Annotated in this window: 16 protein-coding genes; 8 read left to right on the forward strand and 8 right to left on the reverse strand. The window is 71.0% G+C overall.

Annotated elements, in window-relative coordinates:
• Nucleotides 1-79: 79 nt before the first annotated feature.
• The 4 genes from ACFRFH_RS17870 to ACFRFH_RS17885 are packed head-to-tail and all read right to left on the reverse strand — an operon-like array spanning nucleotide 80 to nucleotide 4337.
• Nucleotides 80-1699, reverse strand: coding sequence for a cytochrome bc complex cytochrome b subunit (locus ACFRFH_RS17870; RefSeq protein WP_382464334.1), 1620 nt, complete (start codon nucleotides 1697-1699; stop codon nucleotides 80-82).
• Complete coding sequence (locus tag ACFRFH_RS17875) at nucleotides 1696-2766, reverse strand: Rieske 2Fe-2S domain-containing protein (protein WP_382464335.1); 1071 nt, start codon at nucleotides 2764-2766, stop codon at nucleotides 1696-1698. The genes ACFRFH_RS17870 and ACFRFH_RS17875 overlap by 4 nt, the downstream gene beginning before the upstream one ends.
• A 47-nt stretch (nucleotides 2767-2813) precedes the next feature.
• Nucleotides 2814-3668 carry a c-type cytochrome gene (locus ACFRFH_RS17880; RefSeq protein ID WP_382464336.1) on the reverse strand — a complete coding sequence of 285 codons (855 nt, stop codon included), beginning with the start codon at nucleotides 3666-3668 and terminating at the stop codon, nucleotides 2814-2816.
• 24 nt (nucleotides 3669-3692) lie between these two features.
• Nucleotides 3693-4337: a heme-copper oxidase subunit III gene (locus ACFRFH_RS17885; protein WP_382464337.1), complete on the reverse strand. Its 645-nt coding sequence runs from the start codon at nucleotides 4335-4337 to the stop codon at nucleotides 3693-3695.
• 132 nt (nucleotides 4338-4469) lie between these two features.
• Here ACFRFH_RS17885 and trpD point away from each other — a divergent pair, with 132 nt between their 5' ends.
• Genes trpD through ACFRFH_RS17910 form a run of 5 tightly spaced genes read left to right on the forward strand, consistent with a single transcriptional unit; the run spans nucleotide 4470 to nucleotide 9465 of the window.
• The gene (gene trpD / locus ACFRFH_RS17890) at nucleotides 4470-5519 is read left to right on the forward strand and encodes an anthranilate phosphoribosyltransferase (RefSeq protein WP_370053951.1); all 1050 of its coding nucleotides are present in this window, start codon (nucleotides 4470-4472) and stop codon (nucleotides 5517-5519) included.
• 25 nt (nucleotides 5520-5544) lie between these two features.
• The gene (dhaK, locus tag ACFRFH_RS17895) at nucleotides 5545-6546 is read left to right on the forward strand and encodes a dihydroxyacetone kinase subunit DhaK (protein ID WP_382464338.1); all 1002 of its coding nucleotides are present in this window, start codon (nucleotides 5545-5547) and stop codon (nucleotides 6544-6546) included.
• 48 nt (nucleotides 6547-6594) lie between these two features.
• Entirely contained in the window at nucleotides 6595-7227 is a 633-nt protein-coding gene (gene dhaL, locus ACFRFH_RS17900; RefSeq protein WP_382464339.1) for a dihydroxyacetone kinase subunit DhaL, read from the forward strand.
• Complete coding sequence (gene dhaM, locus ACFRFH_RS17905) at nucleotides 7224-7952, forward strand: dihydroxyacetone kinase phosphoryl donor subunit DhaM (protein WP_382464340.1); 729 nt, start codon at nucleotides 7224-7226, stop codon at nucleotides 7950-7952. Before dhaL ends, dhaM begins: the two co-directional genes overlap by 4 nt.
• 1 nt (nucleotide 7953) lies before the next feature.
• Nucleotides 7954-9465, forward strand: a complete 1512-nt coding sequence (locus tag ACFRFH_RS17910; protein ID WP_382464341.1) for a leucyl aminopeptidase — start codon at nucleotides 7954-7956, stop codon at nucleotides 9463-9465.
• Between the two features lie 463 nt (nucleotides 9466-9928).
• Here ACFRFH_RS17910 and ACFRFH_RS17915 read toward each other — a convergent pair whose 3' ends face one another.
• Nucleotides 9929-10432: a GNAT family N-acetyltransferase gene (locus ACFRFH_RS17915; protein ID WP_382464342.1), complete on the reverse strand. Its 504-nt coding sequence runs from the start codon at nucleotides 10430-10432 to the stop codon at nucleotides 9929-9931.
• 1 nt (nucleotide 10433) lies between these two features.
• A complete protein-coding gene (locus ACFRFH_RS17920; protein WP_382464343.1) occupies nucleotides 10434-11723 on the reverse strand; it encodes an aminotransferase class I/II-fold pyridoxal phosphate-dependent enzyme in 1290 nt (429 codons plus the stop codon).
• Between the two features lie 61 nt (nucleotides 11724-11784).
• On the opposite strand from ACFRFH_RS17920, the gene ACFRFH_RS17925 reads away from it, so the two are divergent.
• Nucleotides 11785-12429: a DUF1345 domain-containing protein gene (locus ACFRFH_RS17925; RefSeq protein WP_382464344.1), complete on the forward strand. Its 645-nt coding sequence runs from the start codon at nucleotides 11785-11787 to the stop codon at nucleotides 12427-12429.
• Here the strand turns inward: ACFRFH_RS17925 and ACFRFH_RS17930 are convergent.
• Nucleotides 12426-12923: a dihydrofolate reductase gene (locus tag ACFRFH_RS17930; protein WP_382464345.1), complete on the reverse strand. Its 498-nt coding sequence runs from the start codon at nucleotides 12921-12923 to the stop codon at nucleotides 12426-12428. The two genes, ACFRFH_RS17925 and ACFRFH_RS17930, sit on opposite strands and share 4 nt — an antisense overlap.
• Nucleotides 12920-13729, reverse strand: a complete 810-nt coding sequence (locus ACFRFH_RS17935; RefSeq protein WP_382464346.1) for a thymidylate synthase — start codon at nucleotides 13727-13729, stop codon at nucleotides 12920-12922. Before ACFRFH_RS17935 ends, ACFRFH_RS17930 begins: the two co-directional genes overlap by 4 nt.
• Before the next feature lie 73 nt (nucleotides 13730-13802).
• On the opposite strand from ACFRFH_RS17935, the gene ACFRFH_RS17940 reads away from it, so the two are divergent.
• Together ACFRFH_RS17940 and ACFRFH_RS17945 are read left to right on the forward strand one after the other, a co-directional pair.
• Complete coding sequence (locus tag ACFRFH_RS17940) at nucleotides 13803-16139, forward strand: cytosine permease (protein ID WP_382464347.1); 2337 nt, start codon at nucleotides 13803-13805, stop codon at nucleotides 16137-16139.
• 226 nt (nucleotides 16140-16365) lie between these two features.
• Nucleotides 16366-17184 carry a Nif3-like dinuclear metal center hexameric protein gene (locus ACFRFH_RS17945; RefSeq protein WP_382464348.1) on the forward strand — a complete coding sequence of 273 codons (819 nt, stop codon included), beginning with the start codon at nucleotides 16366-16368 and terminating at the stop codon, nucleotides 17182-17184.
• Nucleotides 17185-17194: the final 10 nt, after the last annotated feature.

The raw sequence follows: 17194 nt of genomic DNA on the forward strand, positions 1-17194 counted from the left end.
TCCAGGAAGGTCGGGAGCGAGGGGACGCGGATACGCGAAAGCGCCGGTGCAGAAGCTGCACCGGCGCTCTCACATTGGATCAGTGGTGGCCGTGGCCCGACTCGAGCTCTGCGCGGGTCGGCGGGACCAGCCGGTCCTCGAAGAACCAGCGCGACAGGCTCGCCCGCATGCGCGTGCCTGCCGTGATCTTGCCGCGCTTGTTCGGGCGGATCATCAGCGGCTCGTACGCCTCAAAGCTGATGAGGCGCCAGCGCTCGTAGTCGCTGAGCTGCTCGTGCACCTCGATGAACTCGCCACCCGGCAGCTTCACGATGCGGCCGGTCTCGTAGCCGTGCAGGGCGATCGAGCGGTCCTTCTTCGCCAGCGCGATGCAGATGCGCTTGGTGAGGAAGTACGCCACGACCGGGCCGACGAAGAGCAGGGCCTGGAGGGTGTGGATGACGCCCTCCATCGTGAGCTTGAAGTGCGTCGCGATGATGTCCGAGGAGGCCGCAGCCCAGAACACCGCGTAGAAGGTCACGCCGGCGGCGCCGATGGCCGTGCGGGTGGCCGCGTTGCGCGGACGGTCCAGGATGTGGTGCTCGCGCTTGTCGCCGGTGACCCACGCCTCGATGAAGGGGTAGATCATCACGGTCACGATGAAGAGACCGAGGATGGCGACGGGGACGATGATGTTGAACGACCAGGTGCGGTTCAGCCAGACGAACTCCCAGCCCGGCGGGACCAGACGCAGCGCGCCGTCCGCGAAGCCGATGTACCAGTCGGGCTGGGTGCCGGCGGACACGGGGGACGGGTCGTACGGGCCGTAGTTCCAGATCGGGTTGATGGTGAAGAACGACGCCATGAGCGCGATGACACCGAACACGATGAAGAAGAAGCCGCCGGCCTTCGCCGCGTACACCGGCAGGACCGGGTAGCCGACGACGTTGCCCTGCGTGCGGCCGGGAGCGGCGTACTGCGTGTGCTTGTGGACGACCACGAACACGAGGTGCAGCGCGATGAACGCGACCACCAGAGCGGGCAGCAGCAGGATGTGCAGCGTGTACAGGCGTCCGACGATCGCGGTGCCGGGGAACTCGCCGCCGAAGAGCAGGAACGAGATCCAGGTGCCGACGACGGGGAGGCCCTTGACCAGGCCGTCGATGATCCGGAGGCCGTTGCCCGAGAGCAGGTCGTCCGGGAGCGAGTAGCCGGTGAAGCCCTCGGCCATCGCCAGGATGAACAGCGTGAAGCCGATCACCCAGTTCAGCTCGCGCGGCTTGCGGAACGCGCCCGTGAAGAAGATGCGGAGCATGTGCAGGCCGATCGCGGCCACGAACAGCAGCGCCGCCCAGTGGTGGATCTGGCGCACGAGCAGGCCGCCGCGCACCTCGAACGAGATGTTGAGGGTCGACTCCATCGCCGCGGACATATGGATGCCCTTGAGCGGCACGTAGGAGCCGTTGTAGACGACCTCCGCCATCGACGCCTGGAAGAAGAACGTCAGGAACGTTCCGGTCAGCAGGATGACGATGAAGCTGTAGAGGGCGACCTCACCGAGCAGGAAGGACCAGTGGTCCGGGAAGATCTTGCGCCCGAACTCCTTGACCGCGCCCGAGATGCTGGTGCGGTCCTCGATGTAGTTGGCGGCGGCAGCGGTGAAGCCGCCGCTCTTGGCCGTGGTGGGTGCCGCAGGGGCTGCGGCGGTCGAGGTGCTCAATGACGCTCCCAGAAACTCGGGCCGACGGGCTCGTGGAAGTCGCTGCGGGCGACCAGGTAACCGTCGGCGTCAACGGTGATCGGCAGCTGCGGCAGTGGCCGCTTCGCCGGTCCGAAGATGACCTGCGCTTCGTGCGTGATGTCGAACTGCGACTGGTGGCACGGGCACAGCAGGTGGTGGGTCTGCTGCTCGTAGAGCGCCACAGGGCACCCGACGTGCGTGCAGATCTTGGAGTAGGCGACGATGCCGTCGTAGTTCCAGTTCTCGCGGCCCTGCGAGACGTGCAGGTCCTCGGGCTTGAGGCGCATGAGCAGCACGGCCGCCTTGGCCTTCTGCTCCAGCATGTCCGGGGCGTCGTTGAGGCCCTCGGGGATGACGTGGAAGGCGCTGCCGAGCGTGACGTCGGAGGCCTTGATCGGGGTGCCGGACGGGTCGCGGGTGAGGCGGATGCCCTGGGCCCACATGGTCTGCGACAGCAGCTCGGCCGGGTCGACGCCCTGCGGCGCCAGGCCGCGGAAGAGGATGACGCCGGGCAGCGGGAACGCGATCAGCGCGCCGATGAGGCTGTTGCGGATCAGCACGCGGCGGTTGAAGCCGGACTCCTCGTCGGCCTGGCGGAAGATCTCCGCCGCACGCTCGGTGGTCTGCTCGGAGCCGCGCACCGGGTGACGGAGGTCGACGCCCTCCTTCTCGTGCATGAGGGCCTTGCCCCAGTGCACAGCGCCGATGCCGATCGCGAGGAGAGCGAGGGTGATGCCGATGCCGATGAACAGGTTGTTCAGGCGGACCGAGCCCGGGTCGCCGGCGTTGATCGGGAACGCCATGTAGGCGGCGACCGCCCAGACGGAGCCCGCGATCGACAGGTAGAACAGCGTGTAGACGGTGCGCTCGGCGCGCCGCTCCTTCGTGGGGTCGAGGTCGGTCACCCGCTGCCGGTGCGGCGGGAACCCGGGGTTCTCGACGGCATCGCGGATGACGATCGCGGTGCCGGGGTCGCCGGTCCGGTGCACGTCGACGGCCGACGAACTGGGCGTCAGCTCGTGACCGCCGTTCTCGTCCTGTGCCATTGTTCTCCTTCTTACGCTGTGCTGCTTCTACAAGTACGACAGAACGGTCAGTTGGACTTCGCCGTGATCCACACGGTCAGCGCCACGATGGCGCCCAGACCGAAGATCCAGAGGAAGAGTCCCTCGGCCACCGGGCCGAGCGAGCCGAGCTCGATGCCGCCCGGGGACGGGTTGTTCTGGATGTACTTGAGGTACGTGATGATGTCGGCCTTGCCCTGGGGCGAGATGTTCAGGTCGTTGAACACCGGCATGTTCTGCGGGCCGGTGATCATGGCCTCGTAGATGTGCTTGGCGCTCACACCGGTGAGCGGCGGGGCGTACTTGCCCTCGGTGAGGGCTCCACCGGCGCCGGCGACGTTGTGGCACATCGCGCAGTTGATCCGGAAGAGCTGGGCGCCGTTGGCGGCGTCGCCCTTGCCGTCGAGGAACGTCTGCTCGGGGATCGACGGCCCGGGAGCGAGGGAGGCGACGTAGTCGGCCAGGGCCGCGACCTCTTCGTTCGAGAACTGGACCGGCTTCTCCTGGGCCTGCGGGCCCTGCATCTGCATGGGCATGCGGCCGGTGCCGACCTGGAAGTCGACCGCGGCGGCGCCGACGCCGATGAGCGACGGCGCGTTGACGGTGCCCTGGGCGGACATGCCGTGGCAGGTGGCGCAGTTGGCCTGGAAGAGCTTTTCGCCCTGCGAGACCGACGACTTGCTCGCCGTCTGGACCTGCGGGGTGTCGGCGGAGGCCGTGGTGGTGGTGAACGCGGCGTAGGCTCCGCCGGTCAGGCCGAGGCCGATGGCGAGCAGGGCGACGGTGGCGAGCGGGTGGCGGCGACCGGTCTTGCGCGCGGCCTTCGCGTTACGCGATGGCGCTGCTGCGCGGGACTTCTGGGTGCCGGGGACGCGGGGACGCATGAGGTGAGGTCAGCTCCTGTTGATCTATCGGATGAGGTAGATGACCGCGAACAGTCCGATCCACACAACGTCGACGAAGTGCCAGTAGTACGACACGACGATGGCGCTCGTGGCCTCTTTGTGGCCGAAGGTCTTGACCGCGAACGCGCGGCCGATGACGAGCAGGAAGGCAATGAGGCCGCCGGTGACGTGGAGGGCGTGGAAGCCGGTCGTCAGATAGAAGGCGGAGCCGTAGGCGTTGGCGTCGAGCGAGATGCCCTCGGAGACGAGCGTGGCGTACTCGAGCACCTGGCCGGAGACGAAGATGGCGCCCATGACGTAGGAGAGGGCGAACCACTCGACGAGGCCCCACTTCCAGAACTGCAGCACACCGCCCGTGCGCCGCGGCTGGAGGCGCTCGGCGGCGAACACACCCATCTGGCAGGTCACGGAGCTCAGCACGAGGATCGTGGTGTTCACGGCCGCGTACGGGATGTTCAAGTGCTGCGTCTCGGCGGCCCACAGATCGGGCGACGTCGACTTGAGCGTGAAGTAGATCGCGAACAGACCCGCGAAGAACATCACCTCGGAGCCGAGCCAGACGATCGTGCCGACGGCCACGACATTGGGCCGGTTGATCGCCGGCGCACTCGTTGCAGGGGAAATGGAGGTGCTCGTCACAAAACCCATTATGGCTGAAAAGAAGCCGTGGTTTTCTCACCTGAAAGGCACGAATATGCCTCGATTCAGGAAAGTGCCGCCGTGAACCTGGTACAAACGGGCGGCTCCCCGTGGCGTGTCGCCTCCCCATAGGATCGCTGTATGACGGAAAAGCAGTCCTGGTCGTCCGTGCTCACCTCCCTTCTGGCCCGCGAGGACCTGAGTGTGGCGGACGCGGCGTGGGCGATGGACCAGGTCATGTCGGGCGAGGCCACGGAGGCCCAGCTCGCCGCTTTCCTCATCGCTCTGCGGGCCAAGGGCGAGACCGTGGACGAGATCGTCGGCTTCCGCGACGCCATCCTCGACCACGCGGTCCCGCTGCCCGTCGACCCGATGGCGCTCGACATCGTCGGGACGGGGGGCGACCGGTTCGGCACCGTGAACGTCTCGACCACGGCCTCCATCGTCGCCGCGGCGGCCGGAGTGCCGGTCATCAAGCACGGCAACCGGGCGGCCAGCTCGTCGTCCGGGTCGTCGGACGTGCTGGCCGCGCTCGGCATCGACCTGACACTTCCGCCGGAGCGGGTGGCCGAGGTGCTGAAGAGCACCGGGATCACGTTCGCGTTCGCCAGCGCGTTCCACCCGGGCTTCGCCAACGCGGGGCCTGTGCGCTCGCAGCTCGGCGTGCCGACCGTGTTCAACTTCCTCGGGCCGCTGTGCAACCCGGCGCGTCCCGAGGCGTCGGCGGTCGGCGTTGCGACGCTCGACCGCATCCCGCTGATCGTCGGCGTGTTCCAGACCCGCGGCGCGACCGCGCTGGTCTTCCGCGGCGACGACGGCCTCGACGAGCTGTCGACCACCGGTCACAGCCACGTCTGGGAGGTCTCCAGGGGCCTCGTCACCGAGCACGACATCGATCCGCGCGATCTGGGCATCCCGCGCGCCAGGATCGAGGACCTGCTCGGGAAGGACGCCGCGTACAACGCGGCTGTCGTGCGTGCCGTGCTCGCGGGCCAGGAGGGCCCCGTGCGCGATATCGTGCTGCTCAACGCGGCGGCCGGGCTCGTGTCATTCGAGCTCGCGTCCGACCCGTCGAGGGTCCAGGTGTCCATCCTGGATCGGTTCCGTTCGCACATGGCGGTCGCCGCCCAGGCGATCGACTCCGGGGCTGCGGCCGCGAAGCTCGAGGAATGGGTCGAGGCGACGCACTGACAGCAAGTGGAAGGAAGGGTTTTCGATGAAGAAGCTCATCAACGACGTACCCGACGTCGTGACCGAGTCCCTCGCGGGGTTCGGACGGGCTCACGCGGACATCGTGACGGTGTCGCAGGACCCCCGCTTCGTCTCCCGGGCCGACGGCCCGGTGCGCGGCAAGGTCGGCCTGGTCAGCGGTGGAGGCAGCGGCCACGAGCCGCTGCACGCCGGTTTCGTGGGGAAGGGCATGCTGGACGCCGCCGTTCCCGGTGAGGTCTTCACCTCGCCGACGCCGATGCCGATCGTGGAGGCCACCAAGGCCGCGGACGGTGGCGCCGGGGTGCTCCACATCGTCAAGAACTACACGGGCGACGTGCTGAACTTCGAGACGGCCGCCGACCTGGTGGGTGCGGAGGGCATCACGGTGCGCGCCGTCGTCACCAACGACGACGTCGCGGTCCAGGACTCCCTCTACACCGCGGGTCGCCGCGGCGTCGCCGGCACCGTGCTGGTGGAGAAGATCGCCGGAGCGGCGGCCGACCGTGGGGACGACCTCGACGCCGTCACCGCGGTGGCCGAGAAGGTCAACGCCAACGTGCGCTCGATCGGCCTCGCCCTCACCGACGGCACCGTCCCGCACGCGGGCGAGCCCGGCTTCGTGCTCCCGGAGGACGAGATCGAGTTCGGCGTCGGCATCCACGGTGAGCCGGGCCGCGAGCGGATCAAGCTCGAGCCGGCCGACCGCCTGGTGGACCGGATGATGGACGCCATCCTCACCGACCTGCCGTTCTCGTCCGGCGACACCGTGCTGCTGTTCGTCAACGGCATGGGCGGCACGCCGCTCTCGGAGCTCTACATCCTGTTCCGGCGTGCGGCGGAGATCCTCGACGAGAAGGGGATCGTCCTTGGCCGGTCGCTGGTCGGGAACTACGTCACCTCGCTGGAGATGCAGGGCGCCTCGATCACGGTGCTGAAGCTGGACGACGAGCTGACCGCCCTGTGGGACGCGCCGGTGCACACGGCCGCGCTCCGCTGGGGCGTTTGAGACGGCGTACGCTCCACTACCGGATACGACACGAGGAAGGATGCGCTGATGGCGCTGGACACGAACTGGGTCACCTCCTGGGTCTCGGCTGCGGCGACGGCCGTGGGCGAGCACAAGGGTGAGCTGAACACGCTCGACCGGGAGATCGGCGACGGCGACCACGGCGAGAACATGGACCGCGGCTTCCGCGCGTCCGTGGACGCGCTCGCGAAGCTGCCCGCCGACGCGACGCCGTCCGCGGCGCTGCGCTCGGTGGCGATGACCCTGATCTCCACGGTCGGCGGCGCCTCCGGCCCGCTGTACGGCACGGCCTTCCTCAAGGCGGCCGAGCCGGTCGGCGACGCGGACCCGATCGACGGGGAGACCCTGGTCGCGCTGCTGACGGCAGCGCGCGACGGCATCGTGTCCCGGGGCAAGGCGCAGTCCGGCGACAAGACGATGATCGACGCCTGGACCCCCGCGGTGGACGCGGCCTCGGCCGCGCTCGCCGCGGGGTCCGACCCCGTCGCGATCCTCGACGCGGCGGCCACGGCGGCCGAGCAGGGCTCCGACGCCACGATCCCGCTGGTCGCCCGCAAAGGCCGCGCCAGCTATCTGGGCGAGCGCTCGGCCGGCCACCGCGACCCGGGCGCGCAGTCGACCGCGCTCATCCTGCGGGCCGCCGCAGAGGCGGCCGGATGACCGCGGATCCGGATGGGCGCGTCGGGCTCGTCTTCGTTTCGCACAGCTCGCAGCTCGCCGCCGGCGCCGTCGCCCTCGCAAGGCAGATGGCGCCGTCGGTGACGCTGCTGGCGGCGGGCGGCACGGACGACGACGGGATCGGCACCAGCTTCGGCAAGGTGATGACCGCGGTGGGGGAGGCCGACCAGGGCTCCGGCGTCGTGGTCGTCAGCGATCTGGGCTCGGCGCTGCTGACCGCGGAGACCGTCTTCGACATGCTGCCGGAGGACGAGCGCGCGCGCGTGCGCGTCGTCGACGGACCCTTCGTGGAGGGCGGCGTCGCCGCGGCCGTGGCCGCGGAGACCGGAGCCGACCTCGCGGGGGTCGCGGCCGCCGTGGAGGGCGCGCGCTCGGCGTGGGCCGACGCGGAGCCGGCGCCGGTCGCCGAGGCCTCCACGCCCCAGGCGTCTGCCGCCGTGCGCGGCGCGGACGGCTACACGCGCGAGGTGCTCGTGCGCAACCCGCAGGGCCTGCACGCCCGGCCGGCCGCCGAGTTCGTCAAGCTCGCCAACACCTTCCCGGTGAAGGTGACCGTGAACGGCAAGGACGCCAAGAGCCTGCTCGGCGTGATGTCGCTCGGGCTGACCGCGGGCGCGACGGCCTCCATCGCGTCGCCGGACAGCGAGGGGGAGGCCGCGGTCGACGCCCTGGTCGACCTGGTCGAGAGCGGATTCGGGGAGGTCTGAGATGACATCGGCGGTGCGCAGGCTCATCCCCGCGTCCTTCACACCTGTTCCGTCGTACCGGCCGGAGCACGTCGTCGGCTTCGAGGCGGTGACCTCGTTCGCGCCCGGGCTCGATGCCATCGGGATCGCCGTGGGCACGGACGGTCCGGTCGACGCCGACCTCGGCCTCGACCGGGACGCGCTCACGCGCGCCGGGTTCGAGGGCAAGGCCGGCCAGACCCTCCTGATCCCGACCGAGGCCGCTCCGCTGCTCTACGCGGTCGGCGCGGGCGACCCGGAGGACCTGACGGCGGACGCCGTCCGCGACCTCGCCGCCACCTTCGCCCGCGCGGCGTCGTCGTCGGCCGCGCTCGGCCTGCGCCTGCCGGTGACGGGGGCCGTCCCTCCCGAGCGCGTCGGCCAGGTGGTGGCGGAGGGCGCGCTGCTCGGCCGCTACCGGTACTCCGAGCTGAAGTCGGCGCCGACGGTGACCGAGCTCACCCGGCTCGAACTGCTCGTGGACGAGGAGCCGTCCTCGGCCGTGGCCGACGGCCTCCCCGCCGGTGCGGTCACCGCCCGCGGCGCCGCGATCGCCCGCGACCTCGCCAACACGCCGCCCGGCCATCTGACCGCCACCGACTTCGGCGAGCTCGCCCTGGAGCTGGCAGGCGACTTCGGCCTGGAGGTCGAGGTCTTCGACCGGCAGCAGCTCGTCGACTTGGGCTGCGGCGGGCTGCTCGGCGTCAACGCCGGGAGCGCGGAGGAGCCGCGGATGATCCGCCTCCGCTATGTCCCGGACGAGCCGACCGGGCACCTGGCGTTCGTCGGCAAGGGCATCATGTACGACTCCGGCGGCATCAGCCTCAAGCCGTCCGACCCGATGCACCTGCTGATGAAGATGGACATGGGCGGCGCCGCCGCGATCTTCGGCGCGCTGTCCAGTCTCCGGGATCTGGGCTGCACGACGATGGTCACCGCGTTCCTGATGTGCACCGACAACATGCCGTCCGGTTCCGCGTACAAGCTGGGCGACGTGCTCACGGCGCGCGGCGGCACGACCGTGGAGGTCAAGAACACCGACGCCGAGGGGCGCCTGGTGCTGATGGACGGGCTCGTCCTCGCCACGGAGGAGGAGCCCGACGCCGTCGTGGACATCGCGACCCTCACCGGCGGTGCGTTGCTGGCGCTGGGGCCGGCCAGGGCGGCGCTGTTCGCGTCCGACCAGGGGCTGGCCGACGCGATCGTGGCGGCCTCCCGCAGCACCGACGAGAAGGTCTGGCAGCTGCCGCTGGAGGCCGCCTATCGCAAGCTGCTGGACTCCGACATCGCCGACCTCGCCAACGTCGGCGGCCCGTATGCGGGCGCGACGACGGCCGCGCTGTTCCTGCGCGAGTTCGTCGGCGAGACGCCGTGGGCGCACCTCGACATCGCGGGCACGATGCACGCCGACGCCGACGACGCCTGGCGCTCCAAGGGCGCCACCGGCTACGGCGCCCGCCTGCTCGCCGAGCTGGCCCTCCGCTTCCGCCGCTAACGGACATCCACCTCCCGGCCCCGCCCAAACGCAGCCACCGGAGGACATCCGGCCCTCCCCACCCCCAAACTCCTCCGCTACCCCCGCCTCCGGCCGGCGGCAACGGAGGACATCCCACCCACACGACCCCGGATGTCCTCCGTTGACTGCCGACACGCTGGCGGCGTGGGCCGATCTCCTCCGCTGGCGACACTGGCGCTAGGCCCCCGGTTACTGCGCCTGCTCGCAGAGCTCGCCGCCGCTAACGGAGGACATTCGGCTCGCCGCTCCCTCCAAACGCAGCTCGCGGAGGACATCCGGGCCTCCGTGGGCCCGAACTCCTCCGTTGGCAGCAGCACTCGGGTAGCCCCCGGTTCCCCGGTCCCTCCGGTGCCGCCGCTAACGGAGGAGTTCCCGGCCAACCGAGCCCGGATGTCCTCCGTTACCCGTCGGCACGCCGTTGCGGGAGCCGGATGTCCTCCGGCTACGTCAGAGGTCGGGACATTTCGAGTTCGAGGGCCGTGCGGTCGAGCGGGTACGGCTGCGTGCGGCCGGTGAAGGCGAAGCCGCGGCGCTCGTAGTAGCGGATGGCGGCGGCGTTGTGTTCGTGGACCTCGAGCAGCAGCCGGCCGGAGCGCAGGCGTGCCCAGTCGATCACCGCGTCGAGGAGTGCGTCGGTGACGCCCTGCTCGCGACCGCGCTGGGCGGGCGTCACGTAGACGCCGACCAGGTGTGGGTGGGGGGACCCGGTCGCGTGGAAGCCGCCCATCGTCCCCAGCCAGCGCCCGTCGGGCGCGACGGCGGCGAACAGCCGGCTGCTCGGCGACGTGTTCGCCGCGCGCCGCCGCCAGTGCTCGTCGGGGTGCAGCCGGGCCGCGGCCAGCGTCTCCAGGAACGCGATGGGCGTGTCCTCGAGCATCTCCAGGCGGATCGCGCGGTACGCGGTCCAGTCGGCCTCCACGCTCGGGCGGACGACCCAGGACGTCACGTCAGTTCCGCTCGGCCAGCAGCGCCTCGGTCTCGGCGAGCAGGATGGCCGTGCACAACCCGTCGAGGGCGGCGCGCAGCTCGGCCAGCGGCGGGAACGTCGGCGCAATGCGGATGTTCGCGTCGCGCGGGTCCTCGCCGTACGGATACGTCGCCCCGGCGGGCGTCACCGCGATGCCGGCCTCCTTGGCGAGCTGGACGGCGCGCTTGGCGCAGCCGTCGAGTACGTCCAGGCTGACGAAGTAGCCGCCGTGCGGCGCGTTCCACGAGCCGGCGCCCCACGGCTCCAGCCGCGCCCGGAACGCCTCGTCCACCGCGGCGAACTTGGGCTCCAGGATGGCGCGGTGCTTCTCCATGTGCGCTGCCAGGCCCTCGGCATCCCGCAGGAACTGGACGTGGCGGAGCTGGTTGAGCTTGTCCGGGCCGATGCTCTGCGCGGCCGAGTTGCGCTGGAACCAGGCGATGTTGGCCTCCGACGCGCCGATGAAGGCGACGCCTGCTCCCGGGTATGTGACTTTGGAGGTGGAGGCGAAGATCAGCGGGCGGTCCGGGTTGCCGGCCTCGGCGGCCAGCGCCAGGATGTCGATCGGCTCCGGCCGCTCGTCGCTCAGGTGGTGGACGACGTAGGCGTTGTCCCAGAACAGCCGGAAGTCCGGGGCCGCGTCCAGCGACACCAGAGCGCGCGCGACCTCCTCGCTGTAGACCGCGCCGGAGGGGTTGGAGTACACCGGCACGCACCACATGCCCTTGATGCTGTCGTCGGTCGCCAGCAGCGTCTCGATGGTCGCGATGTCGGGGCCGTCGTCGTTCATCGGCACGGCGATCATCCGGATGCCGAAGCGCTCGCAGATCGTGAAGTGCCGGTCGTAGCCGGGCACCGGGGCGAGGAAGCTGATCGGCTGGTGGCTCCACGGCAGGTCCCCGCCCGGCACGCCGTGCAGCAGCGCCTGCGCGACCGTGTCGTGCATGACCGTGAGGCTGGAGTTGCCGAGCGCGAGGAGCTGGGCGACCGGCACCCGCAGCGCGTCGGCGAAGATCGCGCGCAGCTCGGGGAGGCCGTTCGGGCCGCCGTAGTTGCGCAGGTCCGTTCCCGCCGCGTCCCGGTAGACGCCGTCCGGGAGGCGCAGGAGGTCGTTCGAGAGGTCCAGCTGCTCGGCCGAGGGCTTGCCGCGCGTGATGTCGAGCGCGAGGCCGGCGGCCTTCAGCTCGTCGTAGGCGCGCGCGAAGTCGGCGTGCGCGGCGCGGAGCGCTTCGGTGTCGAGGTCGGCGAGAGGTGCGGGAGCGGTGGTCACAATCCGATCGTAGCGGCGCGCTGGCCTCGGCGCCCTGGCGGGACGTGCGAACATCCGTTGTGTGACGGACGAACTGAAGCGCGGACGCGGGCACACCCGGATGAAGCTGTACATCGCCCTGGCGGTGGGCGTCGTCGTGGCGGTCGTCCTCTCCTTCTTCGAGGTGGTGCACCACGCGATCCTCACCGGCTGGGCGGCGGCCTGCCTGGTGTACGTCGTGTGGATCTGGACGACGGTCTGGCGCATGGACGCGTACGACACGCGCAGCCACGCGACCCTGGAGGACCCGGGGCGCCGGACGGTGGACCTGATCCTGACCCTCACTGCACTGGCCAGCCTGTTCGCGGTCGTCTGGGTCCTGGTCGAGGCGCGCAGCCTCAAGGGCGGCGCGCAGCTCGCCATCGCGCTGCTCGCCATCGTGAGCGTCGCGCTGTCCTGGCTGCTCGTCCACACCCTCTACACGCTGCGGTACGCGCGGATCTACTACCGCAAGAACGGCGGCGTCGACTTCAACCAGGACGAGCCGCCGCAGTACAGCGACTTCGCGTACCTCTCGTTCACGCTCGGGATGACGTTCCAGGTCTCCGACACGGACATCACCAGCTCGTACATCCGCCGGACCATCCTCCGGCACACACTGCTGTCGTACGTGTTCGGCACCGTCATCGTCGCGGCGACCGTGAACCTGGTGGCGGGGCTGACCTAGCGCTCGTAGCGGACGAAGCGGTAGCGCGTCCCGTTCGCGGAATCGAGCCACGGGCCGGGGTCGCCGCGCCATTCGGGGCCGAGGGCGGGCGCGAACGTGTCGCCCGCGACGGTGAGGTCGATCTCGGTCACCTCGACGCGGTCTGCGATCGGGAGGGTCTGCGTGTAGAGCTGGGCGCCGCCCATGATCCACACGGTGCCGGCGTCGGCGGTGCTCAGCGCGTCGTCGAGGGAGTGGACGACCGTCGCGCCCGTCGCCGCATAGTCCGCATCGCGCGTCACGACGATGTTCACCCGGCCGGGGAGGGGCCGGAACCGCTCGGGCAGGGACTCCCACGTCCGGCGGCCCATCACGACGGGGTCGCCGTCCGTCAGCTCGCGGAAGTGCTTCAGGTCTTCTGGAAGATGCCAGGGCATGACCCCGCCGGCGCCGATCACGCGGTCGTGGGCCTGCGCCCAGATCAGCGCGACGGAACGGCTGAGCGCGAGCGTCATACGGCCACGGCCGCGCGGATCGCGGGGTGGTGCTGGTAGTCCTCCACCACGAAGTCCTCGTACCGGTAGTCGAAGACGCTCTCCGGCTTCCGTGCGAACCGCAGCGTCGGCGCAGGATACGGGTCGCGGGTGAGCTGCTCGGTCACCTGCTCGACGTGGTTGTCGTAGATGTGGCAGTCGCCCCCGGTCCAGACGAAGTCGCCGGGCTCCAGGCCGACCTGCTGGGCGACCATCATCGTGAGGAGGGCGTAGCTGGCGATGTTGAAGGGGACGCCGAGGAACATGTCCGCGCTGCGCTGGTAGAGCTGGCAGGAGAGCCGGCCGTCGGCGACATAGAACTGGAAGAACGCGTGGCACGGCGCGAGGGCCATGTCCGGGATGTCGGCGACGTTCCAGGCCGAGACGATGATCCGGCGGGAGTCCGGGTTGCTGCGCAGCGTGTCGATCACCTGCTGGATCTGGTCGATGTGGGTTCCGTCGGGCGCCGGCCACGACCTCCACTGCACGCCGTAGACCGGGCCGAGCTCGCCGCGCTCGTCGGCCCACTCGTCCCAGATGGTGACGCCGTTGTCGCGCAGCCAGCCGACGTTGCTCTCGCCGCGCAGGAACCACAGCAGCTCGTAGGCGATCGACTTGAAGTGCACCCGCTTGGTCGTGATCAGCGGGAAGCCCTCGGCGAGGTCGAACCGGAGCTGGCGGCCGAACACGCTGCGCGTCCCGGTGCCGGTGCGGTCGGACTTGTGGCTGCCGTTCGCGAGGACGTCGCGCAGCAGGTCTTCGTACGGAGTCGGGATCGGCGTGCTCATCGAGACGATGGTACTTCTCCCGCGCCGGGGATGCCCCCTGACCCGCTGACCGTTACGGTCGTAGGCTCGGAACATGGAGCGGGCCGATGACGTGAAGGGGAATGGCGTCGCGGAGCCGGGCGGAGCACGCCACAGCGACGACGAGCTCGCCGACGCCCTCCAAGTCGAGGTCGACCGGGCGACCGCGGCCATCCCCATCATCGCGGGGCCGCTGCCTGCCGCGGACGGTGTTGCGGGCGCGGACGGCGCCGACGGCGCGGCGGCACTCAGCGACGCGGAGGTCACGGCGATCGTGGACGCGGACCTGCGCATCCACGACACGTTCGGGGCGATCCAGCATCTGCAGAACGTGCTGCAGGCGCGGGCGACGGCGGCGATCCCGCTGGTGGGGGAGCCGGCGGATGACGCCGAGGAGCAGGAGGAGCAGGAGGACGAGGAGGACGGCTGGGTCGGGCCGCCGACGCAGCTGATCAGCTTCGACGACCTCCCGTCGCGACGCCGGGACGACGGGCCGCAGCCGACGTACAGCGCGTGGGTGGGGGCGGCGGTGCCGCAGCCGCCGGTGCCCGAGCCTCCTGCGCCGCCTGCGGTGCTGCCGCCGGTTCAGCAGCGGCCGGAGGTGTCGCCGCCCAAGTTCCCGACGATCGCGCTCGACACCTCGACCGCCGCACCGCAGGAGACGCCTGCTCCCGAGACTTCCGCGCCGCGCGTCGAACCGCTCGGCCTCGTGCCGGCGGAGTACGCGCCGAGCGATTCGCAGCCGGTGCCGCTGCTCCCGGCCGACATCCACGCGGCTCTCCCCGTCGCGCTCGAGGCGCCGCTGGTCGGAGCCAAGCCTGCGCCGGTGGCCGGCAACGACCTCGGCCCGGCAACGGCCCCCGACCACATCGACGGCGACGACGCGCACAGCGCCCCGACTCCCGTCGCCTCGCCCCGGCCGCCCGAGGACTCCGCGGCGCCACACACCGCCCCGGTCGCACCTCCCGCGTTCGTACCGGAGACCGTGGACCTGGAGCCCACGCCCTTCGACCGGCGGGCGGGGCGCGCGTCCCGGCTGTTCTGGCTCTGGTTCGCCGGCACCTCCTCGCTGATCAGCGTCGGCGTGGGCGCGACCCTGTTCCTGCTCGGGCTGAGCCTGCGCCAGCTCCTGGTCGCGACGCTGTTCGGTGTCGCGCTGTCGTTCCTCCCGCTCGGGCTCGGGACGCTCGCGGGCAAGTGGAGTGGGCAGCCGACGATGGTGGTGTCGCGTGCCATCTTCGGCCTGCGCGGCAACGCCCTCCCGACCGCGCTGGCGCTGGTCACCAAGCTGTTCTGGGGCGCCGTGCTGCTCTGGCTTGCCGGGTCGGCCGCGGGATCACTCGCCGTCTCGGAGGGCTGGTCGCACAGTGCGGCGATCCCGACCGCGATCGCGCTGGTCGTGACGATCGCCGCCGCGGGCGTCGTGGCCTTCTTCGGCTATGGGCTCGTCTCCCGGGTGCAGCTGGTGCTCACGATCGCCTCGGCGGTGCTGATCGGCGTGACGGTCGCGGCGACCTGGCGGCACGTCGACCTCTCGCGCGCGCTCGCCATCCCCGACGCGCTCTGGACGCATGTCGTGACCGGCGCGGTGCTCGTGTTCAGCTACGTCGGGCTGGCCTGGGCGATGAGCAGCGCGGAGGTCGCCCGGTACCAGCGGCGGCGCTCCTCCGGCGCAGCGGGGATGCTGTGGGCGACGTTCGGGGCCGGGGTGCCGCCGTTCGTGCTCGTCTCCTATGGCGGCCTGCTCGCGGCCTCCGACCCGCGCATGGCCGCCGAGCTGGCCAGCGACCCGGTGGGAGGGTTCGTGCGGCTCGGCCTGCCAGCCTGGTACCCGGTCCCGTTGCTGCTGGCGGTGGGGCTCAGCCTGATCTCCGCGCTCGTGCTCACGATCTACTCGGGCGGCTTCACCCTCGACGCGCTCGGGGTGCGGCTCGGCCGGCGCTGGAGCACGGTGGTGATCGGCGCCGTGATCGCGGTTGCGGGCGTCGTGCTCGCGTTCACGGTGAGCGATCTGGATGTGGTGATCCGCGGCATCCCGACCGCGCTGTCGGTGCCGGTCGCGGCGTGGGCAGGGCTGTTCGCCGGTGAGATGATGCTGCGCACGCGCCGCTTCCACCACGGCTCGCTGCTGAACCGCGGCGGCGTCTACCCGGACTGGCGCTGGGCCAACCTCACGATGCTCGTGGTCGCCAGCGCGATCGGGCTCGGCTTCGTCAGCTCGCCGCTGCCGTGGCTGGCCTGGGAGGGCTACCTGGTCCGGCTGCTCGGCGCCGACCCCGGGATCGGCGCGAGCAACGTCGGCGTGCTGCTCGCGCTCGGCATCGGTTTGGTGACGCCGATGGTGTCGGGTGTGCGCGAGGTGCGGCGGCAGGAAGCGGTGGTGGTGGCGTAGCCAACGGAGGACATCCCCGCCGGCCACCCACCCTCCGGCAGCCAACGGAGGACATCCGCCCCCACCTCCGCCACATCTCCTCCGTTACCGCGTCGCCGCGCGGCCGCGGCCCGCTGGCAGCGGAGGACATCCCACCCCGAAACCGGCCGATCTCCTCCGTTGGCTGCCGACGGCGGGCATGGCACCCCGGAACTCCTCCGGTGGCGACAGGGCTAGGCTCTACTGCGTGCCGCACACTCTCCGTTCCGTCTGCGAGGTCGTCGAATCGCTCTGGCCGGTCGCCGGCGCGGAGGGCTGGGACGCGCCGGGGCTCGTGTCGGGCGACCCGGCCGCGAGCGTGGAGCGCATCCTCCTCTCGGTGGACGCCGTGGCCGCGACCGTCGAGGAGGCCGTCGAGGTCGACGCCGACCTCCTGATCGCCCATCACCCGCTGTTGCTGCGCGGCGTGACCTCCGTCGCCGAGGACCGCTACAAGGGCGCTTTGCTGGCCACCCTGATCCGCAACGACTGCGCCTTGATCGCAGCGCACACCAACGCCGACGTGGTCGCCGACGGCACGAGCGCCGTCCTGGCCGCCGCCCTCGGCCTCCGCGACACCACGCCGATCGCGCCCGCGCCCGACGGCGTCACCGGCATCGGCCGGGTCGGCACGCTGGCCGAGCCGACGACGCTCGGCACGCTCGCCCGCGCGCTCGCCGACCTCCTGCCGCCGACCGCCGGGGGAGTCCGCGCGGCCGGCGACTACCACCAGCCCGTCTCCCGCGTCGCGGTGTGCGGCGGTGCGGGCGACTCGTTGCTGGCCAGCGACGCCGTGCGCGGTGCCGACGTCTACATCACCGCCGACCTCCGCCACCACCCGGCGTCGGAGGCGCGCGAGCAGGCCGTCCTCGGCGGCGGACCCGCCCTCCTCGACGTCTCGCACTGGGCGAGCGAATGGCTGTGGCTCGACACAGCCGCCGAGAGCCTCCGCCGCGCGCTGCCCGGCGTGGAGGTCGTCGTCAGCGAGCTGCGCACCGACCCTTGGGATTTCGCGATCCTGCAATGATCCGCCAGAC

The sequence above is a fragment of the Leifsonia sp. NPDC056824 genome, assembly GCF_042789575.1.
GTDB lineage: Bacteria > Actinomycetota > Actinomycetes > Actinomycetales > Microbacteriaceae > Leifsonia.

Coding starts and splice junctions, on each gene's coding strand:
- ACFRFH_RS17875 (WP_382464335.1), bottom strand. CDS start 2,766: ATGGCACAGGACGAGAACGGCGGTCACGAGCTGACGCCCAGTTCGTCG.
- ACFRFH_RS17880 (WP_382464336.1), bottom strand. CDS start 3,668: ATGCGTCCCCGCGTCCCCGGCACCCAGAAGTCCCGCGCAGCAGCGCCA.
- ACFRFH_RS17885 (WP_382464337.1), bottom strand. CDS start 4,337: ATGGGTTTTGTGACGAGCACCTCCATTTCCCCTGCAACGAGTGCGCCG.
- trpD (WP_370053951.1), top strand. CDS start 4,470: ATGACGGAAAAGCAGTCCTGGTCGTCCGTGCTCACCTCCCTTCTGGCC.
- dhaK (WP_382464338.1), top strand. CDS start 5,545: ATGAAGAAGCTCATCAACGACGTACCCGACGTCGTGACCGAGTCCCTC.
- dhaL (WP_382464339.1), top strand. CDS start 6,595: ATGGCGCTGGACACGAACTGGGTCACCTCCTGGGTCTCGGCTGCGGCG.
- dhaM (WP_382464340.1), top strand. CDS start 7,224: ATGACCGCGGATCCGGATGGGCGCGTCGGGCTCGTCTTCGTTTCGCAC.
- ACFRFH_RS17910 (WP_382464341.1), top strand. CDS start 7,954: ATGACATCGGCGGTGCGCAGGCTCATCCCCGCGTCCTTCACACCTGTT.
- ACFRFH_RS17930 (WP_382464345.1), bottom strand. CDS start 12,923: ATGACGCTCGCGCTCAGCCGTTCCGTCGCGCTGATCTGGGCGCAGGCC.
- ACFRFH_RS17935 (WP_382464346.1), bottom strand. CDS start 13,729: ATGAGCACGCCGATCCCGACTCCGTACGAAGACCTGCTGCGCGACGTC.
- ACFRFH_RS17940 (WP_382464347.1), top strand. CDS start 13,803: ATGGAGCGGGCCGATGACGTGAAGGGGAATGGCGTCGCGGAGCCGGGC.